A 23,290-nucleotide genomic window follows, 5' to 3' on the forward strand; every position below is an offset into this window, starting at 1 on the left:
ATGCGTGTCGACCAAGGTCGACACCTACCGGTGGGTCGCGCCGCCCAGGATCAGCGTGCAGCGGTGGCCTGCGTTGTCAGCTGCCGCTTCACCCAGTCGTCGATCAGGCGCTTCTCGTAGCGCAGCGGGTCGCTGTCGCTCTTCAGCCCCAGGTTGTGCAGGTAGCCGGTGTCGCTGAGCTTGGCTTCGCCCTCGCTGAGGATGCGTCCGTCGGCGTCCTTCAACGTGTACTGCAGGCTGATTCGCGGTGGGTAGATGTCGCGCATGATCCGGATGTCGCGGCCGCGCGGACCGTGCCAGGGCTCATAGTCGCCGGCGCGCTTGATGTCGACCAGGGTCACGTCCAGGGTCTGCCCGGGCTGCAGCGGCTTGGCCGCCGTGGTCTGCACGTAGCTGGCCAGCTGCTGCACCCAGTTGCCGCGTTCGGCCTCGAAGCGGTTGGTGCTCTGGCGGATTTCGGTGAATTTGGCCGGATCGTCCCACTTCACGCTGACCGGGCCATTGGCCTGCAGCGCACGGGGCGCATCCGGATCGGTGACGGCGCGCGGCGCGGCGTTCGCGCTGCCCGCCAGGAGGGCGCCTGCCAGCAGCAGGGCAGTGGCCAACGAGCGGTTCATGACGATCTCCTGCGGCCCTTCGATGGGGACGATGCGGTCTACAGATCGAGTGTGATCCCGCTTTCCCGTCGCTGCAACGGCCGATTGCGACGTTGGCAAGCGCGGTTGCCGCCAATTCATTGTCGTCAACCATGACTGACGGCGCTTGACGCTGTGAATACGCCCTTTGGAAGATGCTGTGCCTCCAACCCGGCCTGCACAGACGCCCTTGTCCACACTGCCGCCCCTCGTGGAGCGCCCACCGATGATGGTGCCGGCGCCCGAACCCGACCTGCATCATGGCGTGCTTGAGCGCATCAACGCCGGTTTCTGCGTGATCCAGGTGCTGTTCGAAGGCGATCGTGCGGTCGACTATCGTTTCATCGAGGTCAACGACGCCTTCGAGCGCCACACCGGCCTGAAGGACGCGCGTGGCCAGCGCATGACGGCGCTGGAACCGGGCCACGAGGAAGACTGGTTCCGTATCTACGGCGAGGTTGCACGCAGCGGTCGCCCCGCCCAGTTCGAGATGGAAGCACGTGCGCTGGGCCGCTCGTTCGCGGTGGATGCGGTGCGCGTGGGCCGTCCGGGCGAAGACAAGGTCGGCATCCTGTTCTTCGACATCACCGCGCGCAAGCAGATGGAAGTGGAGCTGGGCGAGAGCGAAGCCCGCTTCAGCGCGCTGGCCGATGGCCTGCCGATGCCGGTGTGGGTGCTCGACGAGCGCGGCCATGCCCGCTTCGTCAACAGCGCCTTCAGCGAGTTCTTCGGCGGTGACGAGACGCGTGTGCCGGAAGACGTCTGGCGTGGCCTGGTGCATCCGGACGATGCGTCGGTATTCGAGTACGAACTGCAGGAAGCGCTGAAGGCGCAGCGCTCGATGCATGCGCTGGTGCGTGCGCGCCGTGCCGATGGCCAGTGGCGTTGGCTGGAGATGAACGCCCGCCCGCGCTTCTCGCGGATGGGGCGCTTCATCGGCCTGGCCGGCAGCAGCCCGGACGTGACCGAACGCCGTGAGATCGAACTGGCGCGCGAGGAGCTGCTGCAGTCCGAGCGTGCCGCGCGCAGTGCTGCGGAAAACATGGCGCGGCTGAAGGATGAGTTCCTGGCCACGCTGTCACACGAGCTGCGCACGCCGCTGACCACCATCCTCGGCTGGAGTGAGCTGCTGCTGCAGCGCGTGGACAACACCAGTCCGCTGTACAAGGGCCTGAACGTGATCGCCAACAGCGCCGGCGCGCAGAAGCGGCTGATCTCGGACATGCTCGACCTCAGCAGCATGCTGCTGGGCAAGGTGCAGCTGGAGGTGGAAGTGCTGGACCTGAGCACGCTGCTGGGCGAGGCCATCGGCGCGCAGGAGCTGGTGGCCGAAGGCAAGGCGCTGGACGTGCACCTGCAGCTGCCCGAACAACCCAGCCTGGTGCTGGGCGATGCCACGCGCCTGCAGCAGGTGTTCTGGAACCTGCTCTCGAACGCGATCAAGTTCACCCCGGCTGAAGGCCGCATCGACCTGCAGCTGCGGGCCGACGGCAACCACTGGGAGATCACCGTGCGCGATACCGGTGATGGCATCGCGCCCGAATTCCTCAATCATCTGTTCAGCCGCTTCCGCCAGGCCGATGGCACCACCACCCGCCGACATGGCGGACTGGGACTGGGCCTGGCGATCGTGCAGCAGCTGGTCGAACTGCATGGCGGTACAGTCGCCGCGGCCAGTGAGGGCCACGGCCATGGCGCTACGTTCACCGTGCGCCTGCCGCAGCACATTCCCGATGCCGAACGGCGGCCGCTGCGCGAAGTGATCAGCGGGCCGATCCTGGAGCCGGTGATCGTCGAGCCGTATCCGCTGCGCGGCATGCACGTGCTGGCGGTGGAAGACCAGCCGGAAGTGCTGGAGTACCTGCGGCGCATGCTGGAAGAGCAGGGCGCCAGCGTGTCCGCAGCCAGTTCGGCCGGCGAGGCACTGGCGTTGCTGGCCGACACCGGCCACCTGCAGTACCACGTGTTGCTGACCGACATCGGCATGCCGGGCATGGATGGTTATGGCCTGGTGCGCACGCTGCGCGAGGACATGGGTGTGGATGCCATGACCCTGCCTGCGGTCGCCGTGACCGCGCTGGCGCGTGCCGATGACCGCCGCCGTGCGCTGGCCTCGGGCTTCCAGGAGCACGTGGCCAAGCCGTACTCGGTGGCGCAGCTGGTGGCCGCCGTGCGCAAGGTGCAGGTGCCACGCGCCGACAGCGCGCTGCACTGAGCATTCACGGCCGATCGGCGACCCTGCATGAAGGAGGTCGCCAATGTCCCGCATAGCTCCCCGCATCCATACCGATCCGGCGCAGATCGCGCGCCTGGAAGCCCTGCTGCCGCAGCTGGAAGGCGAAACGCAGGTGGAACTGACCCTGCACGATGGTCGCCGACTGCTCGGCACCGTCGCGGTGAAACCGACGGTGCAGCAGTACCGCAACGAGGCTGGCGACGAAGGCAGCAACGGCCAGTTGCGCCTGGATGACTACGACACGCCGGTGCAGCAGCACCATGTCTGGCTGGACGAGATCGCCAGCATCCGGCAGTTGCCGCCGAGGACCGCGTAAACCGGTAGCGCCGAGCCATGCCCGGCGACCGGTTGCCGATCCCTCACGCTCAATGCTCGAACAACGTCGGCGTCGCCTCGAACCGGCGCGCGTAGGCGCGTTCTTCAGCGACACGGGCCACTTCGTCATCGGCCAGGTCCGGCGCGCCGTACACCGCATAGGCCACGCTGCCATCGGCGCCATGGCCGACCTGGTGCAGCCGGTAGCGCGAGTGGCCGCCGCCGGTGTCCTCGGGGTAATGCACGGGCGGATGGTTGCCTTCCAGGTCCATTTCACTGTTGTCGACCACGCCACCGACGAACAAGGCTCGCATGCAGGTTCTCCTGGGTTTCCGGGGGAGCCTCTACCCTGAACGTTTCAATGTTGCTGGCAGATCAAGGCCCCGTTCGGGTTTCGCAAAGCGGCCTGCCGGGGCCGGCCCGGCCAAGCCGGTACAATGGACGGCCCTCACGCTTGAAGTACCCGCGCCGATGGCCTCCAGCGACGACGCCCCCCTGCAGACCCTGTTCCTGCCGTTCTCCCAAGGTGCCCTGCGCTGGCCGGAGGGCCCGGTGGCCTTCCTGCGTGCCCGCGATGGCTGGCCGCTGCGCGAAGCGGCCGGCAACCGCGAGGTGCACTGCGAACAGAGCTTTGCCCCGTTCGCGCAGCCGCTGCAGCAGGCCGCCGGCTGGACCGTCAGCGGCCAGCTGGACGATGTGGCCGGCAAGGGCCGTTACCCGCTGGTGCTGGTGCTGCCACCGCGCCAGCGTGAAGAAGCCCGTGCGCTGTTCGCGCGCGCGCTGGCGCTGGTCGCCGAGGGCGGCCGTATCGTTGCCTGCCAGTCCAACAACGAAGGCGCGCGTTCGGGTGAAGGTGACCTCAAGCAGCTGACCGGCCTCGGTGGCTGCCTGACCAAGAACCACTGCCGCGTGTACTGGACCGCCCCGCTGCAGGGCCAGCACGACGCCGACCTGGCCAAGCGCTGGTCGGCGCTGGATGCGGTGCGCCCGATCATGGGCGGCCGCTTCCTCAGCCGCCCGGGCGTGTTCGCCTGGGACCGCATCGACCCGGCATCGGCGCTGCTGGCCGAGCACCTGCCGGCCGACCTGGCCGGACGCGCCGCCGATCTTGGCGCCGGCTACGGCTATCTGTCGCGCGAGCTGCTGGAACGCTGCCCGAAGATCACCGCACTGGACCTGTACGAAGCCGAGCAGCGCGCACTGGCACTGGCCGAGCTCAACTTGGCGCCGCCGCCGCGCGCGCTGCCGCTGCGCTTCCTGTGGCAGGACGTCACCGCCGGCATCGAGCCGGGCTACGACGTCATCATCAGCAACCCGCCGTTCCACACGCCGTCGCGTGCCGACCGCCCGGACATCGGCCAGCGCTTCATCGCCGTGGCCGCGCAGGCGCTGCGCCCGGGCGGGCGCCTGTACGTGGTGGCCAACCGCCACCTGCCGTACGAGCACACCCTCAACGACAGCTTCGGTGCGGTGCGCGTGGTTGCCGAGCGCGACGGTTTCAAGCTGGTTGAAGCAGTGAAGGGGAAGGGCAAGTGAAGCTGGTCAAGCTCATCGCCAACCTGGGCTATGGCAGCCGCAAGCAGGTGCAGTGGATGTTCCGCGAAGGCCGCGTCACCGATGCCGACGGCGAAGTGCTGTACGCCGATGACCAGGTGCCGCACGAGGCGATCCGCGTCGATGGCGAGCCGCTGGACCCGCCGGTGGGGCTGTCGATCGCGCTGCACAAGCCGGCCGGCTACACCTGTTCGACCAAGGACACCGGCCGCCTGATCTACGACCTGCTGCCGCCGCGCTTCCGCGACCGCGACCCGGTGCTGTCCACGGTGGGCCGCCTCGACCGCGAGACCAGTGGCCTGCTGCTGCTGACCGACGATGGCAGCCTGCTGCACCGGATCATCTCGCCGAAGTCGAAGCTGCCGAAGGTCTATGAGGTCGAGTTGAGCGACGACCTGCGCGGCGACGAGGTAGCGCTGTTCGCCAGCGGTACGCTGATGCTGGAGTCCGAGAAGACGCCCCTGCTGCCGGCTGAACTCGAAGTGCTGGAGGCGCGTCGTGCGCGCCTGGTGCTGCATGAAGGCCGCTACCATCAGGTACGCCGCATGTTCGCCGCCACCGGCAACCACGTGCAGGCCCTGCATCGCAGCCGCGTCGGCGGGCTGGACCTGCAGGGGCTGGACGAAGGGCAATGGCGGCAGCTCACTTCCACCGACCTGGATACGCTGTTCGCTCCATGACCACCATCGCCGCGCTGCCGTTCCTGCCCGACGCCGTCATCTTCGACATGGACGGCCTGATGATCGACAGCGAGCGCGTCTCGCTGGCCTGCTGGAGCGAGGCCGCCGACGAATTCGGGCTGGGCCTGGACGAGGCGGTGTTCCTGCGCATGGTCGGCCTCGGCGACCGTGATACGCACGCGCTGCTGCGAGCGCAGGGCATCGAGGACAGCGTGATCGACGCGGTGGCGGCACGTTGCCATGAGCTGTACGAAGCACGCACGCAGACCGGGCTGCCGTTGCGGCCGGGCATCCTGGAGCTGCTGGAGCTGCTGAAGGCGCACGCGGTACCGCGTGCGGTGGCGACCACCACGCGGCAGCCGCGCGCCAACCGCAAGCTGGCGGCCGCAGGCCTGCTGCCGTACTTCGATGCCGTGATCACCAGTGGTGACGTGGCGCGGCCGAAGCCGGCGCCGGACATCTACCTGTTGGCCGCACAGCGGCTGGGCCAGGCGCCCGAGCGCTGCCTGGCGCTGGAAGACTCACCGGCCGGCACGCGCGCCGCACTGGCGGCCGGCATGACCGTGATCCAGGTGCCTGACCTGGTGCATCCGGATGAGGATCTGCGCGCACTGGGCCACCGCATCGTCGGCTCGCTGGTGGACGCGCACGCGCTGCTGCTGCCGCTGCTGCCGAAATAAGGTCGGTGCCGACCGCTGGTCGGCACTCTTTACTGCTTTGGTGGGTGCCAACCTTGGTTGGCACACCCCAATGCCCCGGTGGGTGCCGACCGTTGGTCGGCACACCTGCCCCCATCACACCCGCCCGAACACCAGCGCGGCGTTGGTGCCACCGAAGCCGAAGCTGTTGGACATCACCGTGTCCAGCTTCTGCTCGCGGCTCTCGCGCAGGATCGGGAAATCCACCACCTTCGGGTCCAGCTCGCCGATGTTGGCCGAACCGGCGACGAAGCCATCGCGCATCATCAGCAGGCAGTAGATCGCCTCGTGCACGCTGGCCGCACCCAGTGAATGGCCGGAAAGCGCCTTGGTCGAGGACAGCGGCGGCACGGCATCGCCGAACACTTCGCGGATCGCGTTGAGCTCGGTGACGTCGCCCAGCGGGGTCGAGGTGCCGTGGGTGTTGAGATAGTCCAGCGGACGATCCACGCCCTGCAGCGCCATCTTCATGCAGCGCACCGCGCCTTCGCCGGACGGGGCGACCATGTCGGCGCCATCGGAGGTCACGCCATAGCCGATCAGCTCGGCATGGATGTGCGCGCCGCGTGCGACGGCGTGGTCGTAATCCTCCAGCACCAGCATGCCGCCGCCACCGGCGATGACGAAGCCGTCGCGGTCCTTGTCGTACGGGCGCGAGGCGCTGGCCGGGGTGTCGTTGAAGCTGGTCGACAGCGCGCCCATCGCGTCGAACATCACGCTCATCGACCAGTGCAGGTCTTCGCCACCCCCGGCGAACATGATGTCCTGCGCGCCATGGCGGATCATGTCCGCGGCGGCGCCGATGCAGTGTGCCGAGGTGGCGCAGGCGGCCGACAGCGAGTAGCTGACGCCCTTGATCTGGTAGGCGGTGGCCAGGCAGGCCGAGACCGTCGAGCACATCGTGCGCGGCACCATGTACGGGCCGACCTTGCGCACACCACGTTCGCGCAGCAGGTCGACCGCGCCGATCTGCCATTCGCTGGAGCCGCCGCCGGAACCGGCGATCAGCCCGGTGCGCAGGTTGCTGACCTGCTCGGGGCTGAGCCCGGCATCGGCGATGGCATCGCGCATGGACAGGTAGGCGAAGGCCGCCGCATCGCTCATGAAGCGCTTCTGCTTGCGGTCGATCAGCGCGTCCAGGTCGAGGTCGACGCGACCGCCGACCTGGCTGCGCAGGCCCGCCTCGGCGTGGTCGGCCAGGGCGGTGATGCCCGGGCGCCCTTCGCGCAGCGCAGCCGAAACGGTATCCAGATCATTGCCGAGGCAGGACGTGATGCCCATGCCGGTGATGACGACGCGACGCATCAGAAGCTCCCGGTTTCAGTGAACAGGCCGACGCGCAGATCGCGCGCGCTATAGATTTCGCGGTCATCCACGTACATGCGGGCGTCCGACTGGGCCATCACCAGCTTGCGGTTGATGACCCGGCTGATGTCGATCTCGTAACGCACGAGCTTCGCGTCCGGCAGCACCTGGCCGGTGAACTTCACCTCGCCGCAGCCCAGTGCGCGGCCCTTGCCGGGGGCGCCCAGCCAGGTCAGGAAGAAGCCGGTCAGCTGCCACATGGCATCCAGGCCCAGGCAGCCGGGCATCACCGGGTCACCGATGAAGTGGCAGCCGAAGAACCACAGGTCCGGGCGGATATCCAGCTCGGCGCGTACCATGCCCTTGCCATGCGGTCCGCCGTCCTCGCGGATGTCGGTGATGCGGTCGAACATCAGCATCGGATCGTTGGGCAAACGGCCGGCGGCGGTGCCGAACAGTTCACCGCGTGCGCTGGCCAGCAGCTGTTCGCGGTTGAACGCGTGGAGACGGGTCATGAAGCACAATCCTGGAAGCGGGGAAACGGGAAAACAAGTCCTCGAGGATGCCCGTGGAAACTGTGCCGATCAAACATTTCAACCGTACGCAACCGTAGTGTTTTCAAGGGAATACGCGCATCCTGTTGATGTGCAACGACCATACTTCGGCGTGTGGCCCGTTCGGCACGCCCCCGCCTTTTCCGCCTGACATGACCCGACTGCGCAAGATCATCCACGTTGACATGGACGCGTTCTACGCGTCGGTGGAGCAGCGCGACGATCCGTCACTGCGCGGCAAGCCGGTGGTTGTGGCATGGCGCGGCGCGCGCTCGGTGGTATGCGCGGCCTCGTACGAGGCGCGCGTGTTCGGCGTGCGTTCGGCGATGCCCGCCGTGCGTGCCGAGCGCCTGTGCCCGGATGCGATCTTCGTGCCGCCGGACTTCGCACGTTACAAGGCGGTGTCACAGCAGGTACGCGCGATCTTCCTGCGCCACACCGACCTGGTTGAGCCGTTGTCGCTGGACGAGGCCTACCTGGATGTGACCGAGCCGAAGAGCGGCATCGAACTGGCCACCGACATCGCCCGCACGATCCGCACCCAGATCCGTGAGGAAACCCACCTGACCGCTTCAGCCGGGATCGCGCCGAACAAGTTCCTGGCCAAGATCGCCTCGGACTGGCGCAAGCCCGACGGCCAGTTCGTGATTCCACCGCAGCGGGTGGATGCGTTCCTGCTGCCGCTGCCGGTGAACCGCGTGCCCGGCGTCGGCAAGGTGATGGAAGGCAAGCTGGCCGCGCGCGGCATCGTCACCTGCGGTGACCTGCGGCAGTGGGCGCTGATTGACCTGGAAGAGGCGTTTGGCAGCTTCGGCCGCAGCCTGTACAACCGCGCACGCGGCATCGACGAGCGCCCGGTGGAACCGGACCAGCAGGTGCAGTCGATTTCCTCGGAGGACACCTTCGCCGAGGACCTGCCACTGGAAGACCTGGGCGAGGCGATCGTGCAGCTGGCGGAGAAAACCTGGAACGCTACGCGCAAGACTGAACGTGTCGGCCACACCGTGGTACTGAAACTGAAGACCGCGCAGTTCCGCATCCTCACCCGCAGCTTCACCCCCGAGCGCCCGCCCGAGTCGATGGAAGAACTGCGCGACATCGCCCTGGCCCTGCGCGCCCGCGTCGACCTGCCGGCCGAGACCCGCTATCGGCTGGTGGGTGTCGGGCTTGGTGGGTTCCGCGAAAAGGAGCCGGTGGTGCAGGGCGAGTTGTTCGAGCACGACATGAACAATCCCACAGATACCTAATCATCAAACAGTGGGGTCAGAGCCCGTTGCGAAGCAACGGGCTGTGACCCGTGCCGACCAACGGTCGGCACCCACCATCAGCAGTAGGTTCCGACAGTTAGCGGGAAACTGTCGAAGGCGGGGTGGGTCCGGTTGCGGGGGCGTGAGCCGCATGGATGCGGCGACCGAGCTTACATGGACGTACTTGCAGCGCCCCCCGCAACCGGACCCACCCCGCCCACCCTCAGGAAACCAGCTTCTGCTGTTGCTTCGGCTGTTGCTGTTGCCTCTGCGGGTGCAGGGCGCAGCCCTGCAAAAGAAAACCGCCTACCTCATGGCCACTGCATCTCGCCCTTGGCCACCTTCGCACTCAGTTCCAGCGATGCCACGCCGTCCAGCTTCGGGTAGCGCGCCTGCATCGCCTTCACCAGCGCCGCACTGTCCTTGGCCTTTGCCGTCTCGGCGTCGAATGCACGGATGTAGTCCGCGGTGAAGCGCAGCGCACTGGCATCCAGCGCCGCACCCGGCGCGTAATGCCCCGGCACCACTACCTTCGGCTTCAGTGCCTGCAACCGCTGCAGGGTCTGCAGCCAGTCGGTGTGCGACTTCGGCGTCTGCGTGTCGGCCATCCACACGTGTTCACCGGCCACCACCGGAATGCCACCGACGATCGCGCGCAGCGACGGCACCCACAGCACCGTGCGGTCCGGCGTGGGTCCATCCAGGCCGATCAGCGGCAGGCGCTGGCCTTCCAGCTGCAGGGCATCGCCGTCCAGCACCTGCGGCACCACGATGCGCGCGGGCACGTCGGCACCCATCTTCGGTCCCCAGTAGGCCAGCTTGCCGGCCTGGGTCTGCTGGATGTGGGCGACGGTCTGCGCGGTGGCAACGATGCGTGCCTGCGGGAACGCGTCCTGCACGGTGGCCAGGCCGAAGTAGTAATCCGGATCACCGTGGCTGATGTAGATCGTGGTCAGCTGCTTGCCGCTGGCGCGGATCAGCTCGACCAGCTTGCGCGCGTCACTGGCACCAAACTGCGCATTGACCAGGATCGCGTCGCGGTGGCCTTCGATCAGCACCGAGGACACCGAGAACATCGCCTGCGGGCCGGGATGGAAGGTCTGCAGGTGCAGCTGGGATTTCGTCGCCGTGGTCGGCGCTGCGGTGGCCGGCGCGGCCAGCAGTGGCGCACTGGTGAAGGTGGCGGCCAGGGCGAGGGGAAGCAGCAGGGCAGCGGTACGCATCGGAATTCCTTGTGTAGCGCCGAGCCAATGCCCGGCTGCAGGTTCGCGTAGCGCCGAGCGCAGGCTCGGCGCTACAAGGGACGCACGTGGATCAATACGCCGCGGTGATGATCTGCTTCGGATACGCGTGCGCTTCCAGCTCGGCGACGAACGCCGCGCCGTAGTCGGCGTAGCTGATGCGGCTGTGGCCGCTGGCGTCGGCCAGGAACGCCTTGGGCTGCACGCGGTACTGGCCGCGCTCTTCGCCCGGGCCGATTTCGGCGGCTGGCGAGAAGAAGGTCCAGTCCAGGTCATCCACCGCCTGCAGGCGGTTGAACGCCTCACGGTGGGCCAGTGCATACGGCTTGTAGGCCTCCGGGAAGGTGGGGGTATCGACCAGCTGCACGCCGGGCGCGACTTCCAGGCTGCCGGCGCCACCGACCACCACCAGGCGCGGCACTCCGGCCTTGCGTGCGGCGGCGGCCAGCTGCGCGGCAACCTCGCCCACGCGGCCGATGTCATCGCCCGGGCGCGGGCCGTAGGCGCTGGCCAGTACGTCGTGGCCGGCGATGGCAGCGACCAGGGCGTCCGGGTCATCCAGCGAGGCGATCACCGGATGGGCACCGGCCAGTTCAGCCGGAAGGTCCTGTGCGTTGCGCACGATGGCGGTGAGTTCGTGGCCGCGGGCCAGCGCGTGGCGGGCGATCTGGCGGCCGATGTTGCCGGTGGAACCAACGAGGGCGATCTTCATGGCAGGACTCCGTGGGGCGGTGTGGGGGTGGGAATGGGGCCACTCTAGGCCGCTGCAGTCGCTCGAAAAACAGCGTATAACGCGATTGTTTGTTGCATGGATCGAGCATATGGACCGATTGACCGCCATGACCGTGTTCGTCGAGGTCGCCGAGCGCGGCAGCCTGACCGCGGCCGCCGAGGTGCTGGACATGTCACGGGCGATGGTCAGCCGCTACCTGGCCGAGGTCGAGGGCTGGCTGGGCGCGCGCCTGCTGCACCGGACCACGCGCCGGGTCAGCCTGACCGGCCCGGGCGAGGCGGCGCTGGCGCGCTTCCGGCAGATGCTGGCGATCGGTGAGGAACTGCAGGGCGAGCTGGCCAGCGATGATCCCGAGCCGCACGGCACGCTGCGGGTGACTGCCAGCGTCTCGTTCGGGCAGAGTCACCTGGCGCGGGCGGTGGCCGGCTTTGTTGCGCGCCATCCGGCGGCACGCATCGAGCTGCTGCTGGTCGACCGCACGGTGAACCTGGTGGAGGAGCGGGTGGACCTGGCGGTGCGTATCGCGCGCCAGATCGACCCCAGCCTGATCGCGCGGCGGCTGGCCACGTGCCGCTCGGTGCTGTGCGCGACGCCGTCCTACCTGCAGGCACGCGGCACGCCGACCGCTCCCGAGCACCTGGCCGCGCACAACTGCCTGACCCATCACTACGTCGGCAAGAGCCTGTGGCAGCTGCACCGCGATGGTCGTTCGCTGTCGGTGGCGGTAGGTGGCAACATCAGCGCCAACGAGGCCTCGCTGCTGCTGGAGGCGGTGCGCGCCGGTGCCGGCATCGCCATGCTGCCGATCTACCAGGTGGCGCCGCTGCTGCGCAGTGGCGAGCTGATCAAACTGCTGCCCGGATTCAGTCTGGACGAACTCGGCATTCATGCCGTGTACGCATCACGGCGCCAGCAGCCCGCTATCATGCGCCGATTCCTGGACTACCTGGCCGAGTGTTTCGCCAGCCCGGCCTTCCAGGATCTGGATTGGCGCCCACCGGGCAAGGAGAACACATGAACCATGGACAGGCCTTGATCGACCACAACCGTGCTGCCTGGGACCGCCAGGCCAGTGAAGTGCGCGAATGGTCGCGCCCGGTGGAAAGTTCAACGATTGCCGCCGCGCGCGAAGGCCGCTGGCAGGTACATCTGACCCCACGCGCGCTGCCGCTGGACTGGATGGGCGATGTACGCGGCCGCCGCATCCTGTGCCTGGCCTCTGGCGGTGGCCAGCAGGCGCCGGTGCTGGCGGCGGCCGGCGCAGACGTCACCGTGTTCGACCTGTCCGACGGGCAGCTGGAGCAGGACCGCCGGGTCGCTGCGCGCGATGGCCTGCAGCTGCGCACGGTGCAGGGCGACATGCGCGACCTGCACGTATTCGCCAACGACAGTTTCGACGTGGTGTTCCATCCGATCTCCAACCTGTACGTGCCCGACGTGCGCCCGGTATGGACCGAATGCCGCCGTGTACTGGCGCGCGACGGGATGCTGATGGCCAGCTTCTACAACCCGGTGCTGTTCGTCGGTGCGCGTGATCCGCAGCTCGATGCGCAGGGGTTGATCCGGCCGCAGTACGCCATTCCCTATTCGGACCTGGAAGACCTGGCGCCGGCCGAGCGCGAGGCAAAGCTGGCCCGCGGCGATGCGCTGACCTTCGGCCACAGCCTGACCGAACTGATCGGCGGGCAGCTGGATGCCGGCTTCGTCATTGATCGCTTCATGGAAGACTGGCAACCGCAGCCGCGCTTCCTGATCGACCGCTATCTGCCCACCTTCCTCGCCACCCGCGCACGCAGGATCGGCTGAGGCGCAGCGGCAGAAGGAGCTGCGGAAAAAGCGGCGGCGTACAATGGACGGCCCCATGTTCCATAGGTGCCGCCCCTTGTCGTATCCCTATCCGCTGGTCGTGTTCGACCTCGATGGCACGCTGGTCGACAGCGCGGCTGATATCGCTGAAGCGCTGAACCGCACGCTGGAGGACATCGGCGTGGCACGCGTGCCGGAAGCCACGGTGCTGGGCTGGATCGGCGATGGTGTGCGCCGCCTGGTGGAGCAGGCCGTGCATGCCGCCGGTCGCGAGGTGGACCTGGCCGAAGTGATGCCGGTGTTCATGGTGCACTACCGTGAGTGCCTGCTGCGCAGCCCGCGCCTGTTCGATGGCGTGGCCGACGCGCTGGCGCAGCTGCGTGAACGCAACGTGCCGCTGGCGATCTGCACCAACAAGCCCGAAGCGCTGGTGCCGCCGCTGCTGCAGCACCTGGGCATCGGTGATGCGTTCGCGCTGGTGCTGGGCGGCGACTCGCTGCCACAGCGCAAGCCCAGCGGTGAGCCGCTGCGGCACATCGCCGCGCACTTCGGGCTGCCGGTGGACGCCTGCCTGATGGTGGGCGATTCGTTGACCGACTACCGCGCCGCCGAAGATGCAGGGATGCCGATCGCGCTGGTGCGTTACGGCTACCCGCGCGGCCTGGATCTGGCCACCGCGCATGCGGTGGCGGTGATCGACGACCTGCGTGAACTGCCGGGGTTGGCCACGGGCATTCCGGTGTAGAGCCGAGCCCACGCTCGGCTCACAGTAGATCGACGCCATGCGTCGATGGCGTCAGGATGCGCCGGGCAATGCCCGGCGCATTTCCTCACTTCGGCTGGTAACGCACGCTCAGCTGGTACTCGCGGCCGGGCTGGTTGAACCACGCCACCGTCTCGTAGCGGCGGTCGAACACGTTGGCGGCGCGCGCCAGCAGCGACCACTCCGGCGTCAGTGCGTACTCGGCGCGCAGGTCCAGCGTGCCATAGCCGCCGACCTTCACTGCGTTGGCGGCATCGTCATAACGCTTGCCCGCACCCTGCACGGTCAGGCCGGCGCGGAAACCGCCGAAGCGGCGGTCGATGTCGAGGCGTGCGGTCTGCTGTGCACGGCGCGGCAGCCAGTTGTCGAACTGGGTGCTGCCGTGGGTGCGGTTGCGCGGGTCGGTGTAGCTCAGCTGCGCGTTGATGTCGAAGCCGGCCAACAGCACGCCACCGGTCAGCTCGGCACCACGGATGCGCGCCTTCTCCACCTGATGCATTTTCATTGTGGACGCATCGTAGGTGATCAGGTCATCGATGCGGGTCTCGTAGACGTCCAGGCCCCAATGCCAGCCCTGGCCCTGCTGCGAAACACCGAGGTTGGCGCTCTTCGACTTCTCCGGGTTCAACGTTGGCACGCCGCTCCACGGGTCGTACAGGTCGCTGAAGGTCGGTGCCTTGAAGGCAGTGCCGTAGCTGGCGTTGACGCGCAGGCCGTGGTCCAGCTGCATCGCCCAGCCAACGCTGCCGGTGGCGTGGTTGCCGAACTGCTGGTTGTCGTCGTTGCGTGCGCTGGCCTGCAGCTGGTGGCGGCCGAAGCGGCCCTGGTACTGCACGAACACACCGGTGTTGCGGCGGCTGTCGACGAGGTAGCCCGCGCTGCTGCCATCCAGGTTGTCTTCGCTCCAATCCACGCCGGTGCTCAGCAGCTGGCCTTCGGCCAAGGTGAAGTCACCCTGCAGCGAGGCGCTGTCGCGGTGGGTCTGTGCGCTGCCACGGGCACCGAAGTCGCCGAAGTTGTCCGACTCGTTGTCGCTGCGGCCGACGTTGGCGGTGAACGCCAGGCGCTCGGACGGGGTGTAGCGCACCTTGCCGGCCAGCACCTGCTGGCGGGTTTCCGAGTAGTTGTAATAGCCGTCGTAGTGGTTCTTGCCGTCGGCGCGCAGCGCGCTGCCTTCCACGTTCCACTGGTCGTTGAAGGTGTAGCCGCCACGCAGGCTCTTGGACAGGTTGCGGTAGCCGTCGCGGTCGGGTTCGTCGGCGAAGCAACCGGTGAACAGCGTCGCCGAGCCACGGCAGGCATCGATGCCATCGGAATGCTGGTAGGCGATGTCGGCGCCGAACCAGCCGCGTTCGGTGCCACCACCGATGCCGCCGCTGGCTTCGCGCAGGCCGTTGCTGCCACCGCCGAGCTGGAAGTGCGGGGCGAAATCGCCCTGGTTGCGGCGGGTGAATATCTGGATCACGCCACCGATGGCGTCGGCGCCGTACAGGCTGGACTGCGGGCCGCGCACGATTTCCACGCGCTCGATCTGCGCCAGCGGCAGGTCCTGGTACATCGCCAGGCCGAGGTCGGCACTGTTGATGCGCACGCCGTCGACCAGCACCACGGTGTGGCCCGAGTTGGTGCCGCGCAGGAACAGCGAGCTCTGCTTGCCGAGCCCGCCGGCATTGGTCAGGTTGATGCCGGCACGGCCGCGCAGCAGGTCCTGCAGCGAGGTGGCCTGGCTGGATTCGATCTGCGCACGGTCGATCACCTGGGCCGGCGCGATGCTGTCCTGCAGGGCGATCGGGGTGCGGGTGGCAGTGACCAGGATCTGGTCAAGCGCAGTGGTGTCATCGGCGGCCTGGGCCAGCGCGGGCAGGGCGGCCAGCACGGCCAGGGACAGCATTCGGGACTGCAGCTTCATGGGGGACTCCAGGTGCCACGCACGCCCGCGTGGCGAAGGGGAGGAGCCGCGAAGGCAGGCATGCGCCGACGCCGCAGCGCAGGCTGCGGTCATCCAGCGCCATGCCCACCGCATCGCGACCTGAGGCTTCCGGGCCGGTCTCCGGGCTTGCCGCCGGGTGGCGCGAGGCCACCGTCCAGGCACCTTCCCATGCCTGCGGCACAGTGGCGTTGTTGCCTGGAACTGACGTGCTTACCGTTGCGGGGGCAGCGCCGGCATGGCGTGGAATCACGCGTCACCGGCTTCCCGTTTCAACCTGCCGGCCATGGCCGCAGGTCACCTGGAAGTGCGCGCAGTCTACGGCATCGCAGGCGGCCCGTAGCGTCGAGCCTGCTCGACTGCCTTTGCTGTGCCCTTAGAATGGTCCCTCGATCCCGTGGTGCCGTTGCCGATGTCCGCCCGTTTTCCGCTGTTCCCGCGTTGCCTGCACAGGACGCGCGCATGATCCTCGACCTGGTCCGCCATGCTGGCAACGGTCGCGATGAGTTCCTCGATGGCCGCAGCGATCCACCGCAGCTGGCCCGCCTGCCGCAGGAACTGGTCGACGCCTACGCTGCGCAGCCCTGGGAGCGGGTGATCAGTTCGCCGCGGCTGCGCTCGCTACACACGGCGATGGCCCTGGCTACCCCGCGTGGGCTGGACGTGGACGCGGACGAGGAATGGGAAGAGCTGGATTTCGGCGATTGGGACGGGCAGTCGCTGTTCGACCTGCCGGAGGACGCACTGGCGGCCTTCCATGCCGATCCGCATGCATTCCCCCCGCCCAACGGTGAAAGCTGGGGCCACTTCGAGCGGCGCATCGCGCGCGCGCTGGATCGCCTGCTCGATGATGATGACCCGGTGCCGACGCTGGTGGTCAGCCATGGTGGCCCGCTGCGCATGGTGCTTTCGCAGGTCTGTGGCCTGCCAATGTCGCTGTGCTGGGCATTGCGCATCGACCACGGCACCCGTCTGCGGGTGTGGCTGGAGCGCGGCGAGGTCGGGCTGGTGGGCGAGCTGCTGGAGCTGCAGCAGCCCTGACGAATCCGGTAGCGCCGGGCCATGCCCGGCGAATTCCACATCACCCGCGCTACGCGCTCGCCGGGCATGGCCCGGCGCTACCGGTCAATCCTCGTCGGCGTGCTCGGCCACGCTGTCTTCCGCGTCATCGTCGGCATCGAAGCGCTGCTCATGCACCGGACCCGAAGCGGGGCCAGCCGCCTTCAGCGGGTGCGCGGCGATGCGCGCTTCGTAATCCTGCACCAGCGCCTCGCGCTGCGGCTCGCTCAGTTCCTGCCAGTGGCAGTCCAGCAGTGCGCCTTCCAGCGAGTACAACAGGTTCAGGCTGGGCTTGAAGCCCGCGCGCTTGACTTTGACGAAGGCGCCGACCGCACCGATCGCAACCAGGTCCTCGCGGCTGCGCAGCCCGACCTGGCGCAGCCAGGCTGCACTTTTTGGGCCGATGTTGCGCAGCTTCGGCGCGCTCATCCCAGCGCCTCGACGAACACGCGGGCGATGGCTTCCAGGCCGGCCTGGTCATCGGCATCGAAGCGGCCGACTTTCGGGCTGTCGATGTCGAATACGCCGATCAGTTCATCGCCGCGCAGCAGCGGCACCACCAGTTCCGAACGCGAGGCCGAATCGCAGGCGATGTGGCCGGGGAAGGCATCGACGTCGTCCACGCGCTGGGTCACGCGCTGGCTGGCGGCGGCGCCGCACACGCCCTTGTCCAGCGGGATGCGCACGCAGGCCGGCAGGCCCTGGAACGGGCCGACCACCAGCTCCTTGCCGTCGTACAGGTAGAAGCCCACCCAGTTCAGGTCGGGCAGGGCGTGGTAGACCAGTGCGGAGAGGTTGGCCGCGTTGGCGATGCGGTCGGACTCGGCATAGACCAGGCCACGGGCCTGTTCCAGCAGCTGGGCGTATTGTTCCGGCTTGCTGCCGGTGAGCGAGGCATTGGCGAACATGCCCGCAGTCTAGCAAGCGCGCCGGGCCGGCGATAATGCATGCTCTGTTGCCCCGTCGGAGCCGATCAATGTCGTTGCCCGCTACGCTGCCGCCTGCCCTGTTCGTTACCGGCACCGATACCGAGATCGGCAAGACCGCGGCTAGCACCGCGCTGCTGCATGCGCTGCGCAGGCGCGGCCTGCGCGCGGTGGGCATGAAGCCGGTGGCCAGCGGCAGCGAGGATCTGGGGCAGGGCCTGCGCAACGAGGACGCGCTGGCGCTGCAGGCAGCCAGCTGGCCGGTGCCGGACTATGCCGATCTGAATCCGTATGCGCTGCGGCAGCCGCTGGCACCGGAGCTGGCCGCTGCCGAGGATGGCGTGCGGGTGGAACTGGCGCCGATCGTGGCCGCGTTCGAACGCCTGCGCGCGCAGGCCGATGTCGTGGTGGTGGAGGGCGTTGGCGGTTGGTTGGCGCCGGTCTCGGCCACGCTGGATCAGCTGGACCTGGTGCATGCACTACGGCTGCCGGTGCTGCTGGTGGTGGGCATGCGGCTGGGCTGCGTCAACCATGCGCGGCTGACCGCGCAGTCGTTGCAGGCCAGCGGCGTGAAGTGCCTGGGCTGGATCGGCAACCACATCGACCCGGCGATGCAGCGCCAGGACGAGAACATCGCCACGTTGCAGCAGCGCCTGCCGATGCCGTGCTGGGGACGGCTGCCGCATCTGCCGGGAGCGAGTGGTGAGGCGCTGAGTGCCAATCTGTACGGGGACCTGGGGTAGCGCCGGGCCATGCCCGGCGAGCGCGCAGCGCGGCGACCAGAAAGTCCGCTGGGCATGGCCCGGCGCTACCGATCAATCAGCGCCAGCTCCTTCGCGATCGCACCCAGCCGCTCCACCGCGCCGATGAAGCGCGCGTCCAGCGTCTGGCAGCACGACAGCCGCAGGCAGTGGCGGTAGCGCGCGCCGCGCGAATACACCTGGCCGGGCATGAACACGATGTCCTCCTGCAATGCACGCTCGAACAGCTCGCGCGTATCCACGCCGGGCAGTTCCAGCCACAGCAGGAAGCCGCCCTGTGGTTCGGTGGCGCGGGTGCCGGCCGGGAAGTGTTCGGCCACCAGCTGGCGCAGCCGTCCCACCTGTTCGCGGTACAGCCGGCGCATGCGGTGCAGGTGGTGCTCGTAGCTGCCGGCTTCCAGATACGCCGCCACTGCATCGCCCAGCAGCTGCGGTTCGCCACCGGTGGACTGGAACTTGAGCAGCGCGATGCGCTCGGCGAAACGGCCGCCATCCAGCCAGCCGATGCGGTAGTCCGGTGCCAGTGTCTTGGAGAAACCTCCGACCACCATCACCCAGCCGTCGCGATCGAAGGCCTTCAGCAACGGCGCCGGCGGTTCGCAGAACTGCAGCTCGGCGTACACCGCATCCTCGATCAGCGGCAGTTGCCGTGCGTTGACCAGCTCGGCCAGGCGCTGCTTGGCGTCGGTCGGCATGGTGCAGCCCAGCGGGTTGTGCACGGTCGGCATCACCACCAGTGCGGCCAGCGGCGTGTGTTCCAGCAGTGCATCCAGCGCATCCACATCCAGGCCGTGCTGTGGATGGGTGGGCAGCTCGATGGCCTGCAGGCCGAGGTTGGCCAGCAAGGGGTACAGGTTGAAGTAGGACGGCGCCTCGATGCCCACCGCATCACCGGGCTGGGTGACCGCGCGCAGCGCCAGCTGCAGGGCCTCCATCGCACCATGGGTCAGCAGCAGGCGTTCGCTGTGGGTATGCAGGCCCATGCGTGGCCCACGCCGCACGATCTGCGCCAGCAGCCGTGGCGAGCCGTTGGGGCGCGCGTAGGTCTCCACCGTCTGCTGGCCGTGGCGCAGCACCTGCGCGGTATGCCGGGCCAGCTGCGCGCCCGGATAGAACTGGCGCCCGCGCGGACCGGCGAAGGCCAGGTCGATCACTCCGGGGCGGCGCTGTGCCTCCAGCACGCGAGCCATCAGCACCTGCTGCAGCGGCGCGGTGGGTGCGGAAGGGGTATCACGCAGCGAACGCTCCGGCACCGACAATCGCGGCGCCACCTCGAAGCCGGCTTTGGGCCGCGGAATGACCAGGCCGGCGTCCTCCAGCTGGCGATAGGCGGCAATCACCGTGTTCAGGCTGAGCCTGCGCTGCAAGGCCATCTGCCGCAGCGAAGGCAGGCGGCTGCCGACCGGAAGGCGCCCGCCGTGGATGGCCTCGGCCAGTTCGTCGGACAGCCGCTGGTAGCGGGGTGGGATCATCGCGCTCTGGTCATCTGTATCCATCGAAGTTCCCGCCATCTGGTGCTGTACCCATAATGATGGCGAGCCTAGCATGTCGTTGTCGGCCGGGCCGGATCGGGGCACGGCCGATACTTCCCAAGCGCACGGCTGGATGGCCGTGCGTCTTTTTTTGTGTGTAGGTAGCGCCGGGCCATGCGCGGCGGAATGCATGGGCCCGCCGGGCATGGCCCGGCGCTACCGTACTGGTTCAGCGCATCGGCACCAGCGCCGCGTCACGCCGGTACAGCGCCGGGAACTGCTTGCCCAGCGCGGCCAGCTTCGGTGCATCGTAGTAGCGGATGTAGGCCGCCTGCGGGTAGTTGCTCATGTAGTTCTGGTGGTAGCTCTCGGCCGGATAGAAGCGCTGGCCGCTGACCAGCTGGGTGACGATCGGCGCGCGGTAGCTGCCGGCCTGGCCAAGCTGGGCGATGTAGGCGCGGCTGGCCGCCTGCTGGCGTGCGTCGTCACTGAAGATCGCCGAGCGGTACTGGCTGCCATGGTCCGGGCCCTGTCGATCGAGCTGGGTCGGGTCGTGCACCCCCGAGAAGAACACCTGCATCAGCTGCCCATAGCTGACCTGGCGCGGGTCGTAGTCGATCTTCACGGCTTCGGCATGACCGGTCTGGCCACCGCTGACGTGCTCATAGTGCGCGTTGGCAGCGCTGCCACCGATGTAGCCGGACACCGCATTGCTCACGCCCTTGACGTGCTGGAACACGCCCTGCACGCCCCAGAAGCAACCACCAGCAAACACCACGCTGGCATGGGTGGCGTCATCGCGGAACGCGGCGTCGCCGCTGGGCGCAGGCAGCGCCTTGACCTGCGCGCTGGCCTCGACCGGTGCCGCAATCGCGCCGTGGTCAACCAGCAGCACACCGGCGATGAGTGCCGTGGCCACCAATCCGGCAACGCCAGCGGCGATGCCCTGTTCAAAGGAGAGTTTCATGGTGTCCTCCCGGTTCAACCGAAGGTGAAGGCGTAGGCCTGCACGCCCGCATCGAGGAATTCGATCTCGAAGCGATGCGGGCCGACCACGCCGCGCTGGCGCACCAGCTGGTACAGGCGGTGCTCGTCGACCGCGCCGGTGCCATCGGCACCGACATCGCTGCCGGCATCGGCGGCGGGCAGCGGCTTGCCGTCCAGCCAGACGCGGAAACGCACCGGCGTGCCGTCTCGGGCCGGCGCCAGCACCAGGTGCAGGTCGCGCGCGTGGAACTGGAAGGCGATGCGGCCACCGGCCCGCTGCAGCTGCGCGGCTTCGTCGGTGACGGTCCAGCGCCCGGACAGTCCCCATTGGTTCAACGCCAGGGGGGCCGGCAGCGTGTAGTCGAACGCGGTGTCGCTGCGCTGCCCGCCGGGCGAGGCGAACTGCTCGGCGCGGGCGTGGCCCAGGTAGGTTTCCGGCGAACGCAGGTTGCCCATGTCGGCCTGCACGGCCACGCCCTTCAGATCGGCGGCAGCGGGATCGGCTGGTGGCGGCAGATTCGTCTGCCCGGCTTCAGTCAGCAGGCGGCGGATCATCTGTTCCGAGCGCGCATAGTTGCCCTCGCCGAACTGGTGGCCGCGGATGTTGCCCTGCGCGTCGACGAAGTACTGCGCCGGCCAGTAGCGGTTGTTGAAGGCGCGCCAGATCGTGTACTGGTTATCGAGCGCCACCGGGTACTCGACCTTCAGCTGCTGCACCGCCTTCATCACGTTGCGTGGGTCGCGCTCGAAGGCGAACTCCGGCGTGTGCACGCCGACGACCACCAGGCCGTGGTCGCGGTAGCGTCGCTCCCATTCGTGCACGAATGGCATCGCGCGCAGGCAGTTGATGCAGGAATAGGTCCAGAAATCGACCAGCACCACCTTGCCGCGCAGCTGCTGTGCACTCAGCGGCGGGCTGTTGAGCCAGCCGGTGGCGCCGTCCAGCGCGGGCAGGGTGCCCTCCACCGGCAGCGGTGCATCGGCACCGGCATTGGCGCCGGCCATCATCATCATCGGCGGTGCCGCCGGCTGCGCGCCGGGTACTGCGTCCAGGAGGCTTTGCTCGATACGCGCGGTGCTGACCGTGGACAGGCGGGTCAACAGGCCGGTATCCCAGCCGAGGCCGACCGCCATCACGGCCAGCAGCGCGGCCACACCCAGCACCTTGCGCAGCACATCGCCGAGGCCGAGCCGCGCCTGCATCGCGCGGAACACCCGGCCGCCGATCCACACCGCCAGCGCCAGTGCGGTGATCGCACCCAGTGCATAGGCCAGCAGCAGCGCAGTGGTGCCGACGCTGGCGCCATGCAGGGCGGCGCCGGTCAGCACCAGGCCGAGGATCGGCCCGGCGCACGGTGCCCACAGCAGGCCAGTGGCGATGCCGATCAGCAGCGAGGTCCATGCGCCGCCATGCCCCGCAGCATCAGCGGCATCGGCACGCGCGCTCAGGCGGGCGCCCACGCGCTGGAATGGCGCCAGCAGGTGGTCGGCCAGTCGTGGCCAGAGCAGTGCCACCGCGAACAGTGCCATCAGTGCCAGGGCGACCCAGCGCCCAATCTGGTTGGCCTGCGCCACCCATTGGCTGCCCACCGCAGCCAGGCTGGCGACCACGGTGAAGGTGAGCGCCATGCCCAGCAGCAATGGCAGCGTGCTGCGCAGGAATGGACGGTCGGCACGCGCGAACACGAACGGCAGCACCGGCAGGATGCAGGGGCTGAGCAGGGTCAGCGCACCCCCCAGGTAGGCAAGCAGCAACAGCAGCATGGTCAGGCTCCGGACGCAGTGGAAGAACCGACCGGCACCCGCCAGCCGTCGGCAGTGCCTTCAGGGGCACCGGGAACGAACACCATCGCCGCACCGTTCATGCAGTAGCGCAGCCCGGTCGGGCGCGGGCCATCATTGAACACATGGCCGAGGTGGCCGCCACAGCGGCGGCAGTGCACCTCCACCCGCAGCATCCCGAAGGTGACGTCGCGGTCTTCGCCGATGGCGTTGTGCAGCGGCGCCCAGAAGCTGGGCCAGCCGGTGCCGCTCTCGAACTTGGTGGACGAGGAGAACAGCGGCAGCGCACAGCCGGCGCAGGCGAAGGTGCCCTGCCGGTGTTCCTTGTTGAGCGGGCTGCTCCACGGCCGTTCGGTGGCCTGCTGGCGCAGCACCGCGTACTGCGCCGGCGTCAGGCGCTGGCGCCAGTCGGCATCGCTGCGCATGACCTCGAACTGTCGCGACGGACGCGCTTCGGCGGCGGCCGGGGCGGCGCGGCTGCAGGCCCCCAGGCCGAGCAGTCCGGCAGCGGTGGCAACACCGCCCAGGCCCAGCAGATGGCGGCGGGAGAGGGACATGGCAGACTCCGGGAACGGGCGACGGGGCCATGCTGCGCCCGCCCGGGTCAAC

Annotated in this window: 24 protein-coding genes and 1 riboswitch; of the genes, 11 read left to right on the top strand and 13 right to left on the bottom strand. The window is 68.4% G+C overall.

Going from position 1 to position 23,290, the window contains the following annotated elements; translation table 11 throughout:
* Positions 1-50: 50 nt before the first annotated feature.
* Positions 51-617 (bottom strand): DUF3016 domain-containing protein, encoded by a 567-nt coding sequence (locus CCR98_RS02565; RefSeq protein WP_087921405.1) that lies wholly within the window; start codon positions 615-617, stop codon positions 51-53.
* Between the two features lie 244 nt (positions 618-861).
* On the opposite strand from CCR98_RS02565, the gene CCR98_RS02570 reads away from it, so the two are divergent.
* The gene (locus CCR98_RS02570; protein WP_087921406.1) at positions 862-2,850 is read left to right on the top strand and encodes an ATP-binding protein; all 1,989 of its coding nucleotides are present in this window, start codon (positions 862-864) and stop codon (positions 2,848-2,850) included.
* 43 nt (positions 2,851-2,893) lie between these two features.
* Positions 2,894-3,187 (top strand): DUF3247 family protein, encoded by a 294-nt coding sequence (locus CCR98_RS02575; protein WP_087921407.1) that lies wholly within the window; start codon positions 2,894-2,896, stop codon positions 3,185-3,187.
* A 49-nt stretch (positions 3,188-3,236) separates the two neighbouring features.
* Here the strand turns inward: CCR98_RS02575 and CCR98_RS02580 are convergent, their stop codons facing one another.
* Positions 3,237-3,500 carry a hypothetical protein gene (locus tag CCR98_RS02580; RefSeq protein WP_087921408.1) on the bottom strand — a complete coding sequence of 88 codons (264 nt, stop codon included), beginning with the start codon at positions 3,498-3,500 and terminating at the stop codon, positions 3,237-3,239.
* 157 nt (positions 3,501-3,657) lie between these two features.
* Here CCR98_RS02580 and CCR98_RS02585 point away from each other — a divergent pair, with 157 nt between their 5' ends.
* The 3 genes from CCR98_RS02585 to CCR98_RS02595 are packed head-to-tail and all read left to right on the top strand — an operon-like array spanning position 3,658 to position 6,100.
* A complete protein-coding gene (locus tag CCR98_RS02585) occupies positions 3,658-4,722 on the top strand; it encodes a class I SAM-dependent methyltransferase (RefSeq protein ID WP_087921409.1) in 1,065 nt (354 codons plus the stop codon).
* Positions 4,719-5,420: a pseudouridine synthase gene (locus tag CCR98_RS02590; RefSeq protein WP_087921410.1), complete on the top strand. Its 702-nt coding sequence runs from the start codon at positions 4,719-4,721 to the stop codon at positions 5,418-5,420. The genes CCR98_RS02585 and CCR98_RS02590 overlap by 4 nt, the downstream gene beginning before the upstream one ends.
* Positions 5,417-6,100, top strand: coding sequence for an HAD family phosphatase (locus tag CCR98_RS02595; protein ID WP_087921411.1), 684 nt, complete (start codon positions 5,417-5,419; stop codon positions 6,098-6,100). Before CCR98_RS02590 ends, CCR98_RS02595 begins: the two co-directional genes overlap by 4 nt.
* A 114-nt stretch (positions 6,101-6,214) precedes the next feature.
* Here CCR98_RS02595 and fabB read toward each other — a convergent pair whose 3' ends face one another.
* Positions 6,215-7,423, bottom strand: a complete 1,209-nt coding sequence (gene fabB / locus CCR98_RS02600) for a beta-ketoacyl-ACP synthase I (protein WP_087921412.1) — start codon at positions 7,421-7,423, stop codon at positions 6,215-6,217.
* Positions 7,423-7,938, bottom strand: a complete 516-nt coding sequence (gene fabA, locus CCR98_RS02605; protein ID WP_005415130.1) for a 3-hydroxyacyl-[acyl-carrier-protein] dehydratase FabA — start codon at positions 7,936-7,938, stop codon at positions 7,423-7,425. Before fabA ends, fabB begins: the two co-directional genes overlap by 1 nt.
* Positions 7,939-8,129: 191 nt before the next feature.
* Here fabA and dinB point away from each other — a divergent pair, with 191 nt between their 5' ends.
* Positions 8,130-9,224: a DNA polymerase IV gene (dinB, locus tag CCR98_RS02610; protein ID WP_087921413.1), complete on the top strand. Its 1,095-nt coding sequence runs from the start codon at positions 8,130-8,132 to the stop codon at positions 9,222-9,224.
* A 311-nt stretch (positions 9,225-9,535) separates the two neighbouring features.
* On the opposite strand, the gene CCR98_RS02615 is transcribed toward dinB, so the two are convergent.
* Positions 9,536-10,447 (bottom strand): MBL fold metallo-hydrolase, encoded by a 912-nt coding sequence (locus CCR98_RS02615; RefSeq protein WP_087921414.1) that lies wholly within the window; start codon positions 10,445-10,447, stop codon positions 9,536-9,538.
* A gap of 91 nt (positions 10,448-10,538) precedes the next feature.
* Positions 10,539-11,177, bottom strand: coding sequence for an NAD(P)H-binding protein (locus tag CCR98_RS02620; protein ID WP_087921415.1), 639 nt, complete (start codon positions 11,175-11,177; stop codon positions 10,539-10,541).
* A gap of 109 nt (positions 11,178-11,286) precedes the next feature.
* Between CCR98_RS02620 and CCR98_RS02625 the strand changes: the two genes are divergently transcribed.
* From CCR98_RS02625 to gph, 3 genes are all read left to right on the top strand, one after another.
* On the top strand, positions 11,287-12,216 hold the full coding sequence (locus CCR98_RS02625; protein WP_087921416.1) for a LysR family transcriptional regulator: 930 nt from the start codon (positions 11,287-11,289) through the stop codon (positions 12,214-12,216).
* Positions 12,213-13,004 (top strand): class I SAM-dependent methyltransferase, encoded by a 792-nt coding sequence (locus CCR98_RS02630; protein WP_087921417.1) that lies wholly within the window; start codon positions 12,213-12,215, stop codon positions 13,002-13,004. The genes CCR98_RS02625 and CCR98_RS02630 overlap by 4 nt, the downstream gene beginning before the upstream one ends.
* A 76-nt stretch (positions 13,005-13,080) precedes the next feature.
* Positions 13,081-13,749: a phosphoglycolate phosphatase gene (gene gph, locus CCR98_RS02635; RefSeq protein ID WP_087921418.1), complete on the top strand. Its 669-nt coding sequence runs from the start codon at positions 13,081-13,083 to the stop codon at positions 13,747-13,749.
* Positions 13,750-13,834: 85 nt separating this feature from the next.
* Here the strand turns inward: gph and btuB are convergent, their stop codons facing one another.
* Positions 13,835-15,676 carry a TonB-dependent vitamin B12 receptor gene (gene btuB, locus CCR98_RS02640; protein ID WP_087921419.1) on the bottom strand — a complete coding sequence of 614 codons (1,842 nt, stop codon included), beginning with the start codon at positions 15,674-15,676 and terminating at the stop codon, positions 13,835-13,837.
* 114 nt (positions 15,677-15,790) lie between these two features.
* Positions 15,791-16,014, bottom strand: a riboswitch (cobalamin riboswitch).
* Between the two features lie 142 nt (positions 16,015-16,156).
* Here btuB and CCR98_RS02645 point away from each other — a divergent pair.
* The gene (locus CCR98_RS02645) at positions 16,157-16,735 is read left to right on the top strand and encodes a histidine phosphatase family protein (RefSeq protein ID WP_087921420.1); all 579 of its coding nucleotides are present in this window, start codon (positions 16,157-16,159) and stop codon (positions 16,733-16,735) included.
* A gap of 84 nt (positions 16,736-16,819) precedes the next feature.
* On the opposite strand, the gene CCR98_RS02650 is transcribed toward CCR98_RS02645, so the two are convergent.
* Positions 16,820-17,182: a TfoX/Sxy family protein gene (locus CCR98_RS02650; protein ID WP_014035860.1), complete on the bottom strand. Its 363-nt coding sequence runs from the start codon at positions 17,180-17,182 to the stop codon at positions 16,820-16,822.
* Complete coding sequence (locus tag CCR98_RS02655) at positions 17,179-17,661, bottom strand: GAF domain-containing protein (protein WP_004140850.1); 483 nt, start codon at positions 17,659-17,661, stop codon at positions 17,179-17,181. Before CCR98_RS02655 ends, CCR98_RS02650 begins: the two co-directional genes overlap by 4 nt.
* A 68-nt stretch (positions 17,662-17,729) precedes the next feature.
* On the opposite strand from CCR98_RS02655, the gene bioD reads away from it, so the two are divergent.
* Complete coding sequence (bioD, locus tag CCR98_RS02660) at positions 17,730-18,422, top strand: dethiobiotin synthase (protein WP_087921421.1); 693 nt, start codon at positions 17,730-17,732, stop codon at positions 18,420-18,422.
* A 65-nt stretch (positions 18,423-18,487) separates the two neighbouring features.
* Here the strand turns inward: bioD and CCR98_RS02665 are convergent, their stop codons facing one another.
* The 4 genes from CCR98_RS02665 to msrB form a co-directional block, all read right to left on the bottom strand.
* A complete protein-coding gene (locus tag CCR98_RS02665) occupies positions 18,488-19,936 on the bottom strand; it encodes a PLP-dependent aminotransferase family protein (protein ID WP_087921422.1) in 1,449 nt (482 codons plus the stop codon).
* Between the two features lie 205 nt (positions 19,937-20,141).
* Positions 20,142-20,879, bottom strand: coding sequence for a peptide-methionine (S)-S-oxide reductase MsrA (gene msrA, locus CCR98_RS02670; RefSeq protein WP_087921423.1), 738 nt, complete (start codon positions 20,877-20,879; stop codon positions 20,142-20,144).
* A gap of 14 nt (positions 20,880-20,893) precedes the next feature.
* Entirely contained in the window at positions 20,894-22,663 is a 1,770-nt protein-coding gene (locus tag CCR98_RS02675; protein ID WP_087921424.1) for a cytochrome c biogenesis protein CcdA, read from the bottom strand.
* Between the two features lie 2 nt (positions 22,664-22,665).
* Positions 22,666-23,238 (bottom strand): peptide-methionine (R)-S-oxide reductase MsrB, encoded by a 573-nt coding sequence (gene msrB, locus CCR98_RS02680; RefSeq protein ID WP_087921425.1) that lies wholly within the window; start codon positions 23,236-23,238, stop codon positions 22,666-22,668.
* Between the last annotated feature and the right edge of the window lie 52 nt (positions 23,239-23,290).

It is taken from the genome of Stenotrophomonas sp. WZN-1 (genome assembly GCF_002192255.1).
Classification (GTDB): domain Bacteria; phylum Pseudomonadota; class Gammaproteobacteria; order Xanthomonadales; family Xanthomonadaceae; genus Stenotrophomonas.

Coding starts and splice junctions, on each gene's coding strand:
- CCR98_RS02565 (WP_087921405.1), bottom strand. CDS start 617: ATGAACCGCTCGTTGGCCACTGCCCTGCTGCTGGCAGGCGCCCTCCTG.
- CCR98_RS02570 (WP_087921406.1), top strand. CDS start 862: ATGATGGTGCCGGCGCCCGAACCCGACCTGCATCATGGCGTGCTTGAG.
- CCR98_RS02575 (WP_087921407.1), top strand. CDS start 2,894: ATGTCCCGCATAGCTCCCCGCATCCATACCGATCCGGCGCAGATCGCG.
- CCR98_RS02580 (WP_087921408.1), bottom strand. CDS start 3,500: ATGCGAGCCTTGTTCGTCGGTGGCGTGGTCGACAACAGTGAAATGGAC.
- CCR98_RS02585 (WP_087921409.1), top strand. CDS start 3,658: ATGGCCTCCAGCGACGACGCCCCCCTGCAGACCCTGTTCCTGCCGTTC.
- CCR98_RS02595 (WP_087921411.1), top strand. CDS start 5,417: ATGACCACCATCGCCGCGCTGCCGTTCCTGCCCGACGCCGTCATCTTC.
- fabB (WP_087921412.1), bottom strand. CDS start 7,423: ATGCGTCGCGTCGTCATCACCGGCATGGGCATCACGTCCTGCCTCGGC.
- fabA (WP_005415130.1), bottom strand. CDS start 7,938: ATGACCCGTCTCCACGCGTTCAACCGCGAACAGCTGCTGGCCAGCGCA.
- dinB (WP_087921413.1), top strand. CDS start 8,130: ATGACCCGACTGCGCAAGATCATCCACGTTGACATGGACGCGTTCTAC.
- CCR98_RS02615 (WP_087921414.1), bottom strand. CDS start 10,447: ATGCGTACCGCTGCCCTGCTGCTTCCCCTCGCCCTGGCCGCCACCTTC.
- CCR98_RS02620 (WP_087921415.1), bottom strand. CDS start 11,177: ATGAAGATCGCCCTCGTTGGTTCCACCGGCAACATCGGCCGCCAGATC.
- CCR98_RS02625 (WP_087921416.1), top strand. CDS start 11,287: ATGGACCGATTGACCGCCATGACCGTGTTCGTCGAGGTCGCCGAGCGC.
- CCR98_RS02630 (WP_087921417.1), top strand. CDS start 12,213: ATGAACCATGGACAGGCCTTGATCGACCACAACCGTGCTGCCTGGGAC.
- btuB (WP_087921419.1), bottom strand. CDS start 15,676: ATGAAGCTGCAGTCCCGAATGCTGTCCCTGGCCGTGCTGGCCGCCCTG.
- CCR98_RS02645 (WP_087921420.1), top strand. CDS start 16,157: ATGATCCTCGACCTGGTCCGCCATGCTGGCAACGGTCGCGATGAGTTC.
- CCR98_RS02650 (WP_014035860.1), bottom strand. CDS start 17,182: ATGAGCGCGCCGAAGCTGCGCAACATCGGCCCAAAAAGTGCAGCCTGG.
- CCR98_RS02655 (WP_004140850.1), bottom strand. CDS start 17,661: ATGTTCGCCAATGCCTCGCTCACCGGCAGCAAGCCGGAACAATACGCC.
- bioD (WP_087921421.1), top strand. CDS start 17,730: ATGTCGTTGCCCGCTACGCTGCCGCCTGCCCTGTTCGTTACCGGCACC.
- CCR98_RS02665 (WP_087921422.1), bottom strand. CDS start 19,936: ATGGATACAGATGACCAGAGCGCGATGATCCCACCCCGCTACCAGCGG.
- msrA (WP_087921423.1), bottom strand. CDS start 20,879: ATGAAACTCTCCTTTGAACAGGGCATCGCCGCTGGCGTTGCCGGATTG.
- CCR98_RS02675 (WP_087921424.1), bottom strand. CDS start 22,663: ATGCTGCTGTTGCTGCTTGCCTACCTGGGGGGTGCGCTGACCCTGCTC.
- msrB (WP_087921425.1), bottom strand. CDS start 23,238: ATGTCCCTCTCCCGCCGCCATCTGCTGGGCCTGGGCGGTGTTGCCACC.